The 16,741-nt window shown below is 61.9% G+C and carries 13 protein-coding genes and 1 pseudogene; 3 read left to right on the forward strand and 11 right to left on the reverse strand.

Annotated elements, in window-relative coordinates; genetic code table 11:
• Positions 1–4 precede the first annotated feature (4 nt).
• The 6 genes from LT971_RS15295 to LT971_RS15320 form a co-directional block, all read right to left on the reverse strand.
• Positions 5–1,738, reverse strand: a complete 1,734-nt coding sequence (locus LT971_RS15295; RefSeq protein ID WP_237007812.1) for a sodium:solute symporter family transporter — start codon at positions 1,736–1,738, stop codon at positions 5–7.
• Positions 1,735–2,136 (reverse strand): DUF4212 domain-containing protein, encoded by a 402-nt coding sequence (locus tag LT971_RS15300; RefSeq protein WP_237007813.1) that lies wholly within the window; start codon positions 2,134–2,136, stop codon positions 1,735–1,737. The genes LT971_RS15295 and LT971_RS15300 overlap by 4 nt, the downstream gene beginning before the upstream one ends.
• A 117-nt stretch (positions 2,137–2,253) precedes the next feature.
• Positions 2,254–4,257: an acetate--CoA ligase gene (gene acs / locus LT971_RS15305; RefSeq protein WP_237007814.1), complete on the reverse strand. Its 2,004-nt coding sequence runs from the start codon at positions 4,255–4,257 to the stop codon at positions 2,254–2,256.
• Between the two features lie 216 nt (positions 4,258–4,473).
• On the reverse strand, positions 4,474–6,300 hold the full coding sequence (locus tag LT971_RS15310) for a bacterio-opsin activator domain-containing protein (protein WP_237007815.1): 1,827 nt from the start codon (positions 6,298–6,300) through the stop codon (positions 4,474–4,476).
• A gap of 123 nt (positions 6,301–6,423) precedes the next feature.
• Positions 6,424–8,394, reverse strand: a complete 1,971-nt coding sequence (acs, locus tag LT971_RS15315) for an acetate--CoA ligase (protein ID WP_237007816.1) — start codon at positions 8,392–8,394, stop codon at positions 6,424–6,426.
• A gap of 66 nt (positions 8,395–8,460) precedes the next feature.
• Positions 8,461–8,991 (reverse strand): metal-dependent hydrolase, encoded by a 531-nt coding sequence (locus LT971_RS15320; protein WP_237007817.1) that lies wholly within the window; start codon positions 8,989–8,991, stop codon positions 8,461–8,463.
• 128 nt (positions 8,992–9,119) lie between these two features.
• Between LT971_RS15320 and LT971_RS15325 the strand changes: the two genes are divergently transcribed.
• The gene (locus LT971_RS15325) at positions 9,120–9,272 is read left to right on the forward strand and encodes a hypothetical protein (protein ID WP_237007818.1); all 153 of its coding nucleotides are present in this window, start codon (positions 9,120–9,122) and stop codon (positions 9,270–9,272) included.
• Between the two features lie 426 nt (positions 9,273–9,698).
• Here the strand turns inward: LT971_RS15325 and LT971_RS15330 are convergent, their stop codons facing one another.
• Positions 9,699–10,814 (reverse strand): hypothetical protein, encoded by a 1,116-nt coding sequence (locus LT971_RS15330; protein WP_237007819.1) that lies wholly within the window; start codon positions 10,812–10,814, stop codon positions 9,699–9,701.
• A 520-nt stretch (positions 10,815–11,334) separates the two neighbouring features.
• On the opposite strand from LT971_RS15330, the gene LT971_RS15335 reads away from it, so the two are divergent.
• Both LT971_RS15335 and LT971_RS15340 read left to right on the forward strand, forming a co-directional pair.
• Positions 11,335–12,327, forward strand: coding sequence for a transposase (locus LT971_RS15335; RefSeq protein WP_237007820.1), 993 nt, complete (start codon positions 11,335–11,337; stop codon positions 12,325–12,327).
• A gap of 333 nt (positions 12,328–12,660) precedes the next feature.
• Positions 12,661–13,734, forward strand: coding sequence for a hypothetical protein (locus LT971_RS15340; protein ID WP_237007821.1), 1,074 nt, complete (start codon positions 12,661–12,663; stop codon positions 13,732–13,734).
• Positions 13,735–13,929: 195 nt separating this feature from the next.
• Here LT971_RS15340 and LT971_RS15345 read toward each other — a convergent pair whose 3' ends face one another.
• The 4 genes and pseudogenes from LT971_RS15345 to LT971_RS15360 all read right to left on the reverse strand — a co-directional run.
• The gene (locus LT971_RS15345) at positions 13,930–14,607 is read right to left on the reverse strand and encodes an IS6 family transposase (RefSeq protein WP_237007822.1); all 678 of its coding nucleotides are present in this window, start codon (positions 14,605–14,607) and stop codon (positions 13,930–13,932) included.
• A 333-nt stretch (positions 14,608–14,940) separates the two neighbouring features.
• Positions 14,941–15,384 carry a DUF7970 domain-containing protein gene (locus LT971_RS15350; RefSeq protein ID WP_237007823.1) on the reverse strand — a complete coding sequence of 148 codons (444 nt, stop codon included), beginning with the start codon at positions 15,382–15,384 and terminating at the stop codon, positions 14,941–14,943.
• Positions 15,381–16,217 carry a ParA family protein gene (locus tag LT971_RS15355; RefSeq protein ID WP_237007824.1) on the reverse strand — a complete coding sequence of 279 codons (837 nt, stop codon included), beginning with the start codon at positions 16,215–16,217 and terminating at the stop codon, positions 15,381–15,383. The genes LT971_RS15350 and LT971_RS15355 overlap by 4 nt, the downstream gene beginning before the upstream one ends.
• Before the next feature lie 405 nt (positions 16,218–16,622).
• A pseudogene (locus LT971_RS15360) lies at positions 16,623–16,741 on the reverse strand (IS6 family transposase); the annotation flags it as partial.

The following is a 16,741-nucleotide window of genomic DNA, read 5'->3' on the forward strand; positions in this document are numbered from 1 at the left end:
TCGATCAGTCGTCTGCCGGCGCGTCGCCACCGCTGCCGTCGGTGACGACGTCTTCGGCGGTCTGTTGCTGGTCCATCGGCTCCGGGCTGTGGCACTGCCGCACCATCTGCTTGGTCTCCATCGGCGGCTCTGCGGTCGCCAGGGAGACGGCGACAGTCACCGCGAACACGAGCGGGACGGCGACCAGCGCCGACCCGATGGCGGGCACCCACTGTGCGAGCGTCGCCGACAGCACGCCGTCGGCGCCCGCGGCCTCGGCGAAGAACCCGTAGGCCGGAACGACCTCGTTGACCATCGGGATGGCCCAGATGACCAGCCCCGTGGTCATGCCGGCGAGCGCGCCCTGGCGGTTCGTGTTCTCCCACCAGAGTCCGAGGAAGAACATCGGGAAGAGCACGGCGCCCGCCAGCGAGAACGCGTAGGAGACGAGCGCGGCGATGGGTGCGGCGGGGTCGAGCGCGGCGAGCGTGGTGATGACGCCGAGCGTGACGATGCTCAGCCGGCCGACCAGCACCTGCTGGCGCTGGGTCGCGTCCGGATTGACGAGGCCCTTGTAGATGTCGTGGGAGATTGCCGACGACCCCGCGATGAAGAGGCCGGCGGTGGTCGCGATGGCGGCCGCGATGCCGCCCGCGGCGACGAGGCCGACGAACCACTCGGGGAGCTGGGAGAGCTGCGCGGCGAGCACGACGACGACGTCGGCGGCGGCGTCGGTCATCCCGGCCGAGTTCGCCGTCTCGTAGACCGGCCCGATCTCGCTGGCGTAGAGGTCGGTGCCGAACGCGGCGAACGCGGGCGCGCTGAGGTACAGCAGGAGGATGAAGCCGAGTCCCCAGACCGTCGACCAGCGCGCGGTGCGTTCGTTCTCGACGGTGTAGAACCGGACGAGGACGTGTGGTAACCCACACGTCCCGACCACGAGCGAGAACGCCGTCGCGATCCAGAGGTAGAACCCCCCGTTGACGAACGGCTCACTGAACTCCCGGCTCAGCTCCGAGAACAGCGCGCCGTACTCGATGTGCGGGAGCACCGTCGAGTAGCCGTTCGTGAACCCGACGACGTAGAGGCCGGCGAGGAACGCGACGATGAGGATGACGTACTGGACGGCCATGTTCTTCGTCGCGCCTAGCATCCCGGACAGCGTGAGGTAGCCGACCGTGATGGCCATCATCGCGACGACCATCGACTGGTAGCCGGTGAGTCCGGGGATGCCGAGGTCGCCGAAGATGTAGAGGCCGACCAGTCCCATACCGCGGGCCTGCCCGATGGCGTACACGAACCCGATGAGGAACGTGGTGACGGCGGCGATGGCGCGCGCGGTGTCGGAGTTGAAGCGGTCGCCGACGAAGTCGGGGGCGGTGTACTTCCCGAACCGCCGCATCTGGGCGGCCATGAAGATGAGGAGGATGAAGTACCCCGTCGACCAGCCGACGACGAACGACAGGCCGTAGAACCCGGAGGTGGCGATGAGCGCCGCCATTCCGAGGTAGCTCGCGGCGGACATCCAGTTCGCGCCGATGGCCATGCCGTTCTCGACGTTCCCGATGGAGCGCCCGGCGACCCACATCCCCTCGGTGTCGGCGACCTTGAAGACGTAGCCGATGGCGAGGAAGATGGCGAGCATCGCCGAGACGAGGATGGCGGGCAGCAGTTTGAACGAGACGTTCAGCCCCTCGGGCAGCAGGCCGGCCTGTGCGGGCGCCGTCGCCGCTGTTGCGGCCAGCAGGTCGACGCTCATGCGTCGTCACCCCCGTGGGTGATGCCGTACTTGGCGTCGAGCTCGTCGCGCTTGCGGGCGTACCAGAACGCCAGCACCAGCGCCCCGCCGGGGGCGCCGATTGCCACGAGGAAGTAGTGCAGTGGGAAGCCGACGACGGGCATCGTCGTCGTCATCACGTCGGGTGCGAGGAACGTCGCCGTCACCGGCCCGAAGACGATGAGCGCCCAGGCGGCGAACCCCGTCCAGATGATGCGGAGGTGGTCGCGCATGAACGGCGTGCTCGGCTTCAGGAGGTTCACCTCCGAGCCGAGGTAGTCGGTGTCGGCGTGCGCCTGCCCTGCGGTCGCGACGCCGCCGTCCGTCGCCGGCGTCGACTGTGCGTCGTCCGTCGAATCGTGCGTGTCGTTGTCTGTCATTGTTGTCGTCGGTCGCGGTTGTCGACAGTCTGATTGTCAGTTACTGGCACGTTTCGTCAGATTGCAGTGTGTCCCGGGTGCGTGGCGGTGGTGGTGGTGGAAAATCGAGTGGTGTGGTCAGTCCTCGGTGACCTTCGCCTGGATGTCCTCGACGACGTCCGGGTTCCGGAGCGTCGACGTGTCACCGAGCTCTTCGCCGTTCGCGATGTCCTCCAGCAGCCGGCGCATGATCTTCCCGGAGCGAGTTTTCGGGAGTTCCGGCGAGAACACGACCGCTTCCGGCCGCGCGATGGGGCCGATGGCGTCCTCCACGCTCTCCACGATGCGGGCGCGGAGCTCGTCGGTGCCGTCCTGCCCGTCCTCGGTGAGGACGTACGTGTAGACGGCTTCGCCTTTCACCTCGTGGTCGCCGCCGACGACGGCGGCCTCGGCGACGCCATCGACGTCGACGATGGCCGACTCGATTTCCATCGTGCCGAGGCGGTGCCCGGAGACGTTCAGCACGTCGTCGACCCGGCCGAGGACGGTGATGTAGCCGTCGTCGTCGATTTTCGCCCCGTCCTCCGGGAAGTACACCCAGTCCTCGGGGTCGTCGCTGTCGGTGTCCGAGTACTCCGCCCAGTACTCGTTCACGAAGCGCTCGTCGTTCTTGTAGAGGGTCTGGAGCATCCCCGGCCACGGTTTGTCCACAGTGAGGTAGCCGGCGCGACCGGCCTCGACCTCCTCGCCGGAGACGTCGACGACCCGGGCGTCGACGCCGGGCAGCGGTCGTCCGGCCGACCCCGGCTTCATCGTGGAGACGCCCGGCAGCCCGGTGACCATCATGCCGCCGGTCTCGGTCTGCCACCACGTGTCCACGATGGGTGCAGACTCGTCGCCGATGTGCTTGTAGTACCACTTCCACGCGCGCGGATTGATTGGCTCGCCCACCGTTCCGAGCAGGCGCAGGCTGGAGAGGTCGTGGGCCTCGGGGTACTCCTCGCCCCACTTCATGAACGCGCGGATGGCGGTCGGCGCGGTGTACAGCTGGGTCGCCTCGTAGTCCTCGATGATCTCCCAGAGCCGGTCCTTGTCGGGGTAGTCCGGCGTCCCCTCGTACATCATCGTCGTCGTCCCGAGCGCCAGCGGCCCGTAGACGATGTAGGAGTGGCCGGTGATCCAGCCGATGTCCGCCGAGCAGAAGTACGTGTCATCGGGCTCGATGTCCAGTACCGCCTGACTCGTCCAGGCAGCCCACGAGAGGTAGCCGCCCGTGGAGTGTTTGACGCCCTTCGGCTGGCCGGTCGTCCCCGACGTGTACATCAGGAACAGCATGTCGGTGGCGTCCCGCTCGACCGGGTCGACCTCCGCGCCCTCGTGGTCGGCGACGAGGTCGTCGTAGTCGTGGTGGGTGTCGGCGAGGTCGTGGCCGAAGCTGTCGCCGTTCGCGCCGAGACGGTCGACGACCACGACGTCGCTGACCTCGTGGTCGACGCCACCGAGGCCCTCGGTGGCCTTCTCGTAGTGGTCGAGGGGGTCACCGCGCCGGTAGTAGCCGTCGCAGGTGACGAGGTACTCGGAGTCGGCGGCGTTCATCCGCGTGGCGAGCGCGTCGGCGGAGAACCCTGCGAACACGACGGAGTGTGGTGCGCCGATGCGAGCGCACGCGAGCATGGCGATGGGGAGCTCGGGTACCATCGGCATGTACATCGTGACGACGTCGTCTTCGCCGACGCCCATGTCGCGGAGCGCCGCCGCGAACTCGTTGACCTCGCGGTGGAGTTCCTCGTACGTGTACGTGCGGTTGGCCTCGTCCGTCGGCTCGCCCACCCACTCGATGGCGGCCTCGTCGCCGCGCTCGTCGAGGTGGCGGTCCAGGCAGTTCGCGCTGGCGTTCAGGCCGCCGCCGTCGAACCACTCGTAGAACGGCGGGTTCGAGTCGTCGAGCACCTGGTCGTAGTCGGTCTCCCAGTCGAGGAGGTCGGCCGCGCCCGCCCAGCACTCCGGCCAGTTCTGTTCGAACTCGTCGTAGATGCCCGGGTCCGAGACGTTCGCCTGCTCGACGAACGACTCTGGCGGCTCGAACTCGTCCTGCTCGGCGAGTCGCGCCTCCAGTTCCGGGGATTCGCTGTCGTCGCTCATGTACCAGTCGAAAGAAAACCCACCACCCCAATAAGGACGGGCGCTAATTATGCTAATCGTCCACACGAGACCGGCGCGGCCACTCGCTCACGACGACACCAGCCGTCTCCGGGCGGCTGGCGCCACCGAGCGCCAGTTCACGCCGTCGCCCTTCCACCGCAGGCCGGACACAGCTGGACGACCGGCCCTGCTCTGGGAGGGCCACACCCTAGACAGTTAGTCCGGCGCGTCCGGCCACGGCGAGTCGGCGCGGCGGCCGGCGGCGTCGTCGTCGAAGAACGCCGTGAGGAGCTTCTGCTGGGCGCGCCGCAGGTGGTTGTGGAGGGTGGGGGACGTGACGCCGATGGCGTCCGCGAGCTCCTCTGCCGTCGACCCCCGGGGCCACTCGAAGTAGCCGGCGTGGAACCCCGCCCGCAGGACGGCCGCCTGCTTGTCAGTCAGGGCGTCGTGCAGCGACGCCCGGAACGCCGTCGACGGCTCGTCGGCGCGCTCGCGCTCGCGCTTCGACGCCAGCGAGAGGTCGGGGAACTCGCCCGACAGGTCGGCGGCGAGCGCGCGCACGTCTGCCTCCGGGGAGACGTCGGCGACGACGCGCTCCCCGCCCGGGTCGGCGGTGAGGTCGCGGACGGTCGCGCCGTGGGCGGCGAGCGCCGTCGCGAGGTCGCCGCCCGACAGCACGACCTCGAGCAGGGCGTCGTCGCCGTGGTCGCGGACGAGCCGCGAATCCACGACCGCCTCTCGCTCGCTCGCCCACGAGAGCACGTCGTCCGGCGTGGCGCCCTCGAGCGTGACGAAGAACACGAGCGAGCGGTCGTCGCCCGGGACGACGCCCTCGAAGGAGAACGAACACCCGTGCTCGGCGGCCGCTCGCGCGAACAGCGAGTCCTCGCCGACCTCGAAGGCGACCTCGACAACGGTGTCCGCGAGCAGGAGGCGGCGTTGCTCGGCGAGCGCGACGGCCTGTCCCACCCGGCGGCCGAGGTCCACCAGGAGGTCGCGCTCGCGCCCACCGAACTCACCCGTGGACGCCCCCACTCCGAGCACGCTCTGGGTGGTTTCGTCGTCGGAGACGGGGACGACGGCCGCAGCGCTGGCGCCGGCCGCCTCGGCGTGGTCGCGCACGCCAGCGAACTCGGCGTCGGCGTGCACGTCACCAGTGAATCGGGGTTCGCCGTCCTCGAGCACGCGCTCGACGAGCGACGCGTCGGCGTCGTCGCTGCCGAACGGCGCACGGTCGGCACCCGCAGCGGCCGAGACCGCCACGCCGTCGGTGGTCGGTCGAGCCAGCCACGCCGTCTCGTAGGCGTCGCTGTCGGCGAGCGCCTCGCAGACCGACGCTGCGACGGTCTCCCGTGCGGTCGCGTCCGAGAGGGCGTCTCCGGCAGCGACGACGGCGTCGACGGCTGCGTCGGAACGGCCACCGACGGACCCCTCGGCTGGCTGCTGGGCCTGCTGGGGTGCCCGGTCCGTTCCGGCGAACGCGTCGGCGGCCGCGTCCCGGTCCACGGCGTCGTGGTCGACGTACTGGTCGAGGCTGGCCAGCCGCGACCACCCGCCGACGGCGGCCACCACGCGCGGGTCGACGCCCGCGTCCCCGAGCAGCTGGCGCGCGAAGAACGCCCGCAGGCTCCGCGTGGAGACCTCGCGGAGCGCGGAGGCGTCCGCGCGGTCGGCTGCCCGGTCCGCGACCTCGGCGACGAGCATCTGGACGCGGCGCGCCGACACGTCGACCAGCCGGCCGTCCGCGGTCAGGTCGGCAGTCTCCGCGTACTGCCGGAGGTCGTGTTCGACGTCGGGTGGGAGGTAGGCGTGGCGGTCGACGCCACTGCCGTCCTCGGCGGGGACGGCGAGGAAGTGGTGGTCGACGCCGTCGCGCTCGTGGGTCTCGACGTCGCCGGGCGTGACGCGCGTCACCTCGGCGGGCGTCAGCCCGACCTCGCCGGCGAGCCGCAACACCAGTTCCTCCCTGTGGGTCTCCGTCGCGCGTCGCAGCCGCCGGTACGCGCCCGGCGTCAGCGCCTCGGCTTCGTCGATACGGCTCACGTTTCGCGAGAATTTAGGGTCACGAACCATCAACGTTTGGTACTGGGGGTTCCACTCGGGCTTCTGGGAGAGTAGCACAGAATTTGCCACAGAATCGTTTCGGATTGTTTGTCGTTTCCGAAATCACGTGGGCGGGTCGTCGAGCGCGGACTCGATCTCCCCGACCACCTCCGGGTTCCGGAGCGCGCTCGTGTCCCCGAGGTCGTCGCCGTGCGTCACCGCCTCCAGCAGCCGACGCATGATCTTCCCCGACCGCGTCTTCGGGAGGTCGGGCGTGAACACCACGACGTCCGGCACTGCGATGGCGCCGATGGCGTCCTCGACGGCGTCGTGGACGGCCGCCCGGAGGTCGTCCTCGGAGACGCCCTCGGCGGCGCTCACGTAGGCGTAGAGGGCCTCTCCCTTGAGGTCGTCGGGGCCGCTCACGACGGCCGCCTCGGCGACTCCCTCGACGTCCGCCAGCACGCGCTCGATCTCCATCGTCCCGAACCGGTGGCCGGCGACGTTGATGACGTCGTCCACGCGCCCGAGGAGGGTGACGTAGCCGTCCTCGTCGACGGTCGCGCCGTCTTCCGTGAAGTACGCCCAGTCGAAGCGCTCCAGCGACGGCCGGACCGACTCCCGCTGGGCGAACCAGCCGTCCTGTTCGGCCATCGACTCCGGCATCCCCGGCCACGGCCGCGTGAGCACGAGGTACCCGGTCTCACCCGGGTCCACCGGGTCGCCGTCGGCGTCGACGACCTCGGCCCCGACGCCGGGCAGCGGCTTGCCCGCCGACCCCGGCTTCATGTCGTCGACGCCGGGCAGCGTCGACACCATCGCCCCGCCCGTCTCGGTCTGCCACCACGTGTCCACGATGGGGCACTCCCCGCCCCCGATGTGCTCGTGGTACCACCGCCACGCCCGGGGGTTGATTGGCTCGCCGACGGTCCCGAGCAGCCGCAGACTGGAGAGGTCGTGGGCGTCGGGGTACTCCTCGCCCCACTTCATGAACGCGCGGACCGCCGTCGGCGCGGTGTAGAACACGTCCACGGCGTTGCGCTCGATGAGGTCCCAGACCCGGTCTTTCTCCGGGTAGTCCGGCGTCCCCTCGTACAGCATCGTCGTCGCCCCCAGCGCCAGCGGCCCGTACACGGTGTACGTGTGCCCGGTGATCCACCCGATGTCCGCCGAACACCAGTGGGTGTCCTCGGGCTTGATGTCCAGGACCGCCTGCGCCGTCCACGCGGCGTACGCGAGGTACCCCCCGGTCGTGTGCCGCACGCCCGTCGGCTCCCCGGTCGTCCCCGACGTGTAGATGCGGAACAGCCGGTCGCTGGCCGCCCGCGGCACCGGGTCGACGGTCGCGCCGCGGTGCTCGGCGACGAGGTCGTCGTAGTCGTACTCGCCGTCACCCAGCGGCGCGCCGTTGCCCAGCCGGTCCACGACCACGGTGGCCTCGACGTCGCCCTCGCGCTCGATGGCGGCGTTGTCGGCCGTGTTCTTCTGGTGGATGGGCGCCCCGCGCCGGTAGTAGCCGTCGCAGGTGACGAGGTACTCCGAGTCGGCGGCGTCCATCCGCGTCGCCAGCGCGTCAGCCGAGAACCCCGCGAACACGACGGAGTGTGGCGCGCCGATGCGCGCACACGCCAGCATGGCGATTGGGAGCTCGGGCACCATCGGCAGGTACAGCGTCACCACGTCGTCCGCCCCGACACCCAGCTCCCGCAACGCGGCGGCGAACTCGTTGACCTCCCGGTGGAGGTCGAGATAGGAGTACGTCCGCGACTCGCCGAGCCGGCCCTCCCACTGGAGCGCGACCTGGTTCTTCCGGTCTTCGAGGTGGCGGTCCAGACAGTTCGCGCTCGCGTTCAGCCGTCCACCCTCGAACCACCGGAACGGCGGGCCGTCGCCGCCCAGCACCCGGTCGTAGTCCGTCTCCCAGTCGAGGCTGTCGCCGGCGGCCGCCCAGCACTCCGGCCAGTCCGCCTCGAACTCGTCGTAGATGCCCGGGTCCGAGACGTTCGCCTGCTCGACGAACGACGCCGGCGGCGACACCCGCTCGCCGCTCAACGCCCCTGCGGCACCGTGCTCCTCCCGCTGCTCGTCCGGCATTCGCCGTACACTCGGCCCGGCCCGCGAATAAACGTTCGGCCTCCCCTCAACCCTGCCGGGCGTCTGTCAGTCGGCGCCCTCGGCCGCCGGCACCGGCGCCCGCCGCGACCGCCACTCGCGGACGACGAACGCCGCACCTGCGAGGACGAACAGCGACACCTCCAGCGCCGTCTCCCCGGTCAACGCCACGTTCCGGAAGTACGACAGGACGCCGTAATCGCCCGCCGGCTCCGGGAGCGCGACCAGTGGATACGCCAGAAACGTCACCTCCCCCACTGCGCCCTCGGCCAGCGGATACACCACGTCCCCCACGAGGTGGCTCACCCACCCCGCCAGCAGCGGCACTCGAACCCGGACCGGAGCGGACAGCACGGACAGGACGACGGCGACGGCGCCGACCACCAGCAGCGAGTGCATCACCGCCCGCCCGTACGGCAACACCCCGAACGTCCACGCCAGCGGCTTGTCCACGAGATCCGGGAGCTGTGTGCCGACGGCCAGCACCACGAGCGCGACGTAATCGCCGTCGAGATCGTAGTGCTCCAGCAGCGGCAACGCCAGCAAGTAGCCGAGACCGAGGTGTCCCCAGGGCCACATGTGCTCGTCTACCCCGACGGCCACAGCCAGTAAAACCAGTTCGGTTCCGATGGAGCCACGGCGCCCCCAGGCACTTGCGACGACAGGCAGACCCTCTCAACGCTGGCTGCCCAACGAACCAGCGACTCGTGTCTCTCTCACCCGAAACCCACCAATCGCCGAGCAGCGGTGACATCGAGGCCCGCCTCCAGCACGTCGGCCGCTACTCGCGGTTCGTCGCTGCCAGCCTCTCGATCATCCTGCTCGCGTTCGCCCTCGCGCTGTTCGTGGTCCTCCCCTAGAACACCGATTCGTTCGCGAGCGCTGTCGACGTGATGCTGCAGCCACTGATTTTAACGGCATGGGACTCTGCTGTTCGTTATCGGCATGCACCTCTACCTCATGCACCTGAATCTGGTGCGGCAGCTACGGATGGGCGACGACGAAGGCTGATTAGCCGAACCCCCATTTGATCTATATCTTACATAAATTCCAGGAGGACCGCTCTCCGTTAATAATATATCCAACTTTCTTGAAGTCAGGAAAGTTTGAAGCAATTAGTAGAAATGTGATTCTTGAATGAAGATGGCCGAATCCGACGAAACATCCCTCCAATAAACGTGGTTTCCCTCAGCCACATCGTAAATACTCTTACAGCGCTATTCAAATTCGGTATCGTTGTTATTGGCAGCTTTAACCACTACAACTTCACCCTATTTACCAAACAGTCAATCAATATCATCACATACAGCATCAGGGAAACGACTAGGGTAATCACCCTCGTCCAACTTGTCATTATACCATTGGTGTATGTTTTCTTCCATTTCATCATCTCTGAAGTATTTGGACAGAGCTAGTTTGCCATAAGTATCCGCCACCTTTTTTATTTTATTTCTAAATGGGCTTCTAAGAAAGTCTTCTATGTGATTCACATTACGGCCAAAGCTCTCGGATGACAGTCCATACCAACGTAAGCGCTTATCGAGGGAATCAAAATACTCGTTGATTCGATTGAAAAGTTCCTCCTCTGGAATGCTGTATGAATCTAAGTGTGACTTCACTCGTGGACCATCCGATATACCATGCTTATTTAAATAGTATGCCTGGAGCGATTTCCCTAAGTCTTGGTCGAAGTCTTCTGTTGCAATATGTACTTGTTCATATTTTGGATTATATAGCATGGGTCTTGCCGGGTTTCTAACGTCAAATATTGGCTTTCCATCCCAGTGCATTTCCTCACTTCGTGTTGAATAATGATATATCTCGTCCCAACCGAATTTCACCAGGGAAATCATAGGTAAGATCTGGTGGATTACATAGTCTGGCGGGAAGTCTAGCGCTTTTCTTTGGAAAAGATCGGCAGATTTAGCAGCATCTGCATCGTATACGATAAACTGATCGCTAAAATGACCGGGAGTATAGCGGTTTCTAAAGAAGCGAGTTCTTGCTTTGAAGCCAATGGAAGCATTTCGCTCTGACACCTCGTCGATCAATTTATGCAATTTCTTTTCTGAGAGCGGCCAAGCATCGGCGTGCAGATGCATCATATATTCGACGCCGTCTGCTGAAAGTGCTCCCCGACACGCCGTTCTTATAGTATTGTAAACCCTATATTTGAGATTTACACTCTTCCGATACTCATCCATTGAATCGTCGTAATTAATGTCTGCTCCTTTTTCGAAATAATCAATATCGTATCCGAGTTCAGATATCCGTTTTTCAGCCTCGGGGTGGTTTGAACAGACCGATATGAAGTAATCCTCCTCCCAATTTTCCCTAATAATGTCGATTAGTACACCCAAGTCTTCGAACTTATCATACAAAGAGACCGAGATGCCGATCATGTCTGACGATAGTACTGAAACCTTCCCACTTCCAAATACCTTATTGATTCCCCAGAGATTTATATGGTTCTATTTTTACGTTATCCCATTTTTCGCAAAATTTGTTTGGTGATGATGGTGTCTTAACACATCTCCACAATCATTCTCTGGGCTACATTTCATTATGCTATTTTATAAATTATCTTAATGTAACGGTTAGGGCGAAGCCACATTAAGACAAACCCCGACGAGGACAACGGCCGGAAGTCTGGCACACCCAGAGCGAAGTTAGCGTGTTCCCGTGGACGGCTATCGACAGCAAATAACGTATCGTGTTCAGATTATGCACTTCCGTCCGCCCTGCGCTGCGAGGAGATCGGTGACCTCACTCCACGCGACATCACGAGTGGGCCAGCGGACTGGTTCCTGAGTGTTTAGCACGGGCATTCGTCTTTAGCTAAGCCTCACACCTCGGTTGCCTAGCGGTGAGGGTGTCATAGAACGAGTAGCACACCAAAGAGCAGGGTGAACGCTGAGGTGGATGAGTTCAGCGACCCTGCAAGATGATCCGTCGGTAGAGTCGTTCTTCAATGTCGCGGAGACCGAGACGCTAGCGCTGTTTGAGCATCTCTCCTTCGAGTTTCTCGACGAGTTCGACGTGTTCGCCCCGGCGCAGACGGGGCGAACACGAGAGCACGAACCACCAGAGTTGATGCGTGGATTCCTCCATTGCTACTACCACGACATCTACGGCATTCGCCCCGTTGAACGAGAACTTCGGAACACGATTGTCTGGCTGAGCTGTGGCTTCGATCGACCGCCGTCCAGAGACGCCGTCGATCGTTTCCTTACCGACCTCGACCACGTCGTCGACGAGGTCTTTGACCGACTCGTCGAGCAGGCCGCGGCGGGCGGCCTGCTCGACGTGACCTACTGTATCGATTCAACTGACGTGAGGGCGATGCCCGCCGATCAAGACGCGTCGAAGTGCTACGATCCAACCGAAGACGAGTACTACTACGGCTATGGTTGCACGATCGTCTCGACCGGGCAAAAGATCCCGATTGCAGCCGAGTTCACCGAGAGTAAGCAAGCGCCAGAGGAGACGGCGATGCGCGTCACACGTGACGCGCTCGCCGTCGCCAAGCCGATCTGGATGGTCGGTGACAGCGCCTACGACACGCTCGACTGGCACGACCACCTGCTGGCCGCAGGGGTCGTGCCAGTCGCTCCATACAACGCGCGAAACACTGACGACCCGAAAGACATCGAGTACCGGGTCGAAGACCGCATCAACGAACACAGCGAGGACGTGCAGCTGAAGCAGTCCACGTTGGATGAGACGTACAACCGCCGGACAGGAGTCGAACGAACCAACGAATCAGTGAAGGACTGCGGCCTCGGGCGAACACACGCCCGAGGCCGCGTCCACGCACGAGCGCAGGTGTTTCTTGCCCTGTGCCTTCGCCTCGTCGTCGGTATCACCAACTACGAGCGTGGAGACAATCCGGGAAGTACGATCATCACGGTGTGACAAGAGTTCTATGACACCCTCAATGAAAAGTAAATTAGTTGAATGGGTGCGATATAGTCGTACTGTGAGTATGCCGAAAATGCTGTGAGTGGGCTGTATAGGGCCTCTACCCCGTGTTTTGGCTAACTATTTTCCGTGGCAGGAGTCTATTATAGAGTGATGAGGCTATCTCCGTTTGAACCACCAGTTGACGACAGCTGGCTTCCCGGCGCTGACCTGTATGGCGGTCGAATAGAACCACCGCAACCACACGGTCCATTCACGTTCGAAGTGATCCCGGTTCCGTCCGACGCTGACCCACCGTTCGATTGGTATCAACGAATCCCACGAGAGATGGATGACTACGACCAACAGCCAATCGAGTTCAACATTCCGGACGCCAATACAAGCGAAGACTACGTACAGATGATTACGGCCGGTGAGCAGCCCCGACTACGCTGGTACTCCCGAAGCCAATTCAAAACCCGATTCCAGTACGACCCATTGAACCCTCCCAGACCGACTGGCGTTAACCCCGACCACTGGAAAACCCAAGCTGAAAACCGCCTAAAGAGCAAACCGGACCCGACCGTCACCCTCAACGACGACCGGCGCACACTGTTGCAACGCATCGCGCGACTCTGGAATGGCGAAGTCGTCTGTGGCGTCCACTTACTGGCCGACCACTGCCCCCGCATCACAGAACTGACGACAGATCTAAACGAAGACACCCTCAACCGCCTGTACTACAATACAGACCTCGGCAAACACGTCATCCTCGCATTCGAAGCCGCCGACTGGTTCAACCGCCCAAACTCATTCCTCAAACCAAATACCCTCTTACGAAAGCAAGCGTGGTACGACCTGGGACAGAAAGGCCGCACCCTCATCAACGGCCGCAACGACCTCCCCAATCTCCACGGCGATCCCCACGAAGGACTCGTCCACCGCGTCACCACCGGTCTCGTACGACTCCACGACGAACTCCGCGACTGGCACAGCACCTCGTACCGCCCCTGGCAAGACTACGTCATCGACGTCTTGGGAACCGATCAAGACGGCCAAGTGTACGCCCGAGAAGTCATGACCGAACATCACAACTGGAAGCTCTACCGGAGGACGTACTGGAAGCTCAAAACCCTCAACGAACACGACGTCAAACCAGTCGCAGTCTTCGATTCACGCGAAACGGCATATACTGTCTTCAACCACTGGTTCCGCGCCGGCCTAGCCGAACTCCCAAATGGAACATTTGATTCCGACTTCAATATCTCCGACGGGCAGGAAGAAACCGAGGATGCCTACGAGAATGATGCTTATGACTGGCCAGTCGCTGACTGGACGACCACTTGGAAACTCAAAGAGAAAACCCTAGAGTCAACCGACCCAGCACTCACCCGAAACCAGATAGTGTCGCTTGATTGGTAGAAGAACTTCCGCAGCCCATCCCTTATCGCCCCTCAATGGGGGACAATAGTGTATTATTACTGGTCCGAATTCCATGGGTGGATTTACCGATATTCGTGGCCCTGGACGTCTTCCAGAGTCCGTTTTGGCTGCGGAACACATGAGCCGGAAACCACCGATGATAGAATTCAGATACATTGGAATCACCGGCACTGTCTAGTTCTGCACCGCCTCGATCGGCGTTTGTCCGTCGAGCGCTTGATGTGGTCTGTGGCGGTTATAGTAGTGCACGAACTGTTCAAGCCACTCGCGGACGCTTGACCGACTGCCCACCCATGAATTATGGAAGCGGTCGATACGCATTTTGAGGGTGTGAAACCATTTTTCGATGAGGTTTCGATCGATGTAGTTGACCTGACCGCTCAATCTTAACCGAGCAAGGGCAGTCCGATAGCCGAATTGATCGACGAGAAACTCAGCCTCGGAGAGATCGTGTTTCTCGCGGAGTCCAGCAAGGAACGCAGCTGCTGGATCGGTGCCATGCTGCCCAAACAACGCGACATCGAGGATCAACTTTGTCTCGATGTCTATTGCAGCGTACAACCAAGACCACTCACCGTTGATCTTGACAGCGGTCTCGTCAACAGCGACCCGCGACGGCGACGCCGTCGGCGGGTCGCGTCCGCTGTCAGCCAGCCGATGCACCCAATTCCAAACCGCTCCATGAGAGCGTTGTACGCCTAATTCGGCGAGAATTGTTGTTGTTTCCCGAAGCGAGCAACCGGTCTGATGGAGGCGGACGGCGAATGCCCTGACGGGCGTCGCCGTCCGCTCATTCTCCCAAGATTCTTCTAAACCCGGTTCATAACTCTCGCTGAGCAGGTCTGCGAGCATCTTTGGACAAGACACTCAACGACCTGCTCGTTTCTCAAACTAGCTCAACTAGACAGTGCCGAATCACCAGTGTATGATGGAAAACCGGGAGATGGCGCTGTGATGGCCGCTAATTGAATGTTACAATGGCTTCCGTAATATGGCTGGACTGGAGTACGAGACTTCCGGTTGTACTGAAACCAATTATCCCAGGATCAGACGAACCGAATAATGTATGTTCAATTGAAATGCTCCACGGTCCCTGTAAAACCGCAAGCAAGCGACGGTAATTGAAACCTGAAATGAGTAATTCAAATCCGGATACCAGCGGTAGAATGTTAGAAATTCCCGGTGCTATTCTTCTTTGTATCTATAGCCCCACTCGCGGAGCTCATCTGCGACCTCGTCGATATGTGCTGCGCCGATGCGAACGAGCGCTTCACGAAGGTCGGTAAGGTACACGTCTGTATTGAGCTCCTGTTCAACAGCGCGTTTCGCATCCGCTTCGATGTCTTCTGTCTCTTCTCTCAAGAAGTATTGAACCATCGTCCGATTATCCTTGACTCCGTCTCGCTCGAAGATGTAGGGGAGATCGTCACTATTACTCGGACTCTCTGATGCGGACGCTTCGGCACGGCTGGGTTCGCTATCCGGTGGTGATCCAGTATCAGCTCCCGAGTTGGTCGAGGAGTCAGACTCCTGTGGCCCATCGTTGTTCACGTCGGAGGCTTGTTCGTCGCTGTTGGAGTCGTCAGCGAATGGGTCACTGCCGGCTCCGGATTTCATGCCATCCGTCATTGGTCACCAGCCTCCTGAATATGCGTGGCCAGGTCTCGTAATTTGTCGAGCGTTTCGACTTCGTAGTCACGCCGTCGGCTGCGATGGTACCCGGCGTAGTGGAATGCTGTGCAACGCTGGTCCCAACAGCCTTCAAAGAGGGAGGACCGGTCACGCAACGCAACGGGGGCATTATAACCAAGTTCTCGAATCTGTCCGAGGTACTGTTCTTGGTTCGAGGTCTTGCCAATCCCGTTTGGTACCACCGCTAGTACTCCAACGTCGAATCCGAGCTTCTCGCTGAGATTCGTAACCACATCCTCAATGCCTTCGATCGACTGCATGCCCTTTCCAGTCGGTTCAACCGGGAGGACGAGTGATCGAGTCGCCGCCACCGCGTTGTATAGATGAGGACCTACTGTGGCGGGTGGATCAATGATGATTGTATCGTATTCCGCTGGAATGCCAGCGTCAGCTAGTACATCACGGAGTCGCGTGTTCGGTTCGAACGATTCCCCCATGTCGGTCGCCATCTCTTCGGCTTTGGTGAGGAGACTGGGGAGCCGCTCTAACATGTTGTGCGATGGGATGACGTCGAAGCCGTAGGGAGTGTCGTGGATGAGCGCCGAAAATTCGTCCTTTGGGCGATCAATAAGATGGCGCGCGAGATTGTCGGCGTCGCCGTCTTCACGTGGGGTGGTAATGCCGAGTAAGTACGTGAGAGAACCTTGTTGTGGGTCGAGATCTATTGCTAGCACGTCTCGCCCTTGCTGTGCATGAGCGTCAGCGAGGTTGGCGGCGAGGGTACTTTTCCCCACCCCACCTGCCTCAGAATACGTCGTGTACGTCAGCATAGACACCAGTAAGCTCCACACACGTAAAAAAGTAATTAGACTATCTAGTTAGACTGTCCAGTTAGAGTAACTAGTTATACTGTATAATTAGACTGGATGGTTAGTCTGTTGGACTGAACCATCTAACTAGACCTCCAAGGATAGCAGATTGGATTCAAGTCACGCAGAAGTAACTCAACGGATCTGGGAGTTGGGCAGATTGTGCATCTGAACGACGTTATCCACGATTCGTGTTAGTAGTAGTAGTAGGGCTTCCCAGGGGAGTCACGGGTAAGAGCGAACAATACCCGATGAGTGAGGGCGTACCCGTCGAGTAAAACTGAGCCGCGTTCAGGAGATGGGTAGACAAAACCGGAGTGCGCTTGCCGGCAATCCAAGCAGCGCGCGCGGACGCAGGGGTAGTGTTCAGATAAGCTGATTCCATGCGAAGCTGAACGATCTGAGCCAATCTTCGGCAGTTTCTGCTTTGGCGTGGCTGAAACAGTTTGAGAACGAGGAAGTTCGTTGTTTTATCTCTCGAAAGA

Source organism: Halobacterium rubrum (genome assembly GCF_021729015.1).
Taxonomy (GTDB): Archaea; Halobacteriota; Halobacteria; order Halobacteriales; family Halobacteriaceae; genus Halobacterium; species Halobacterium rubrum.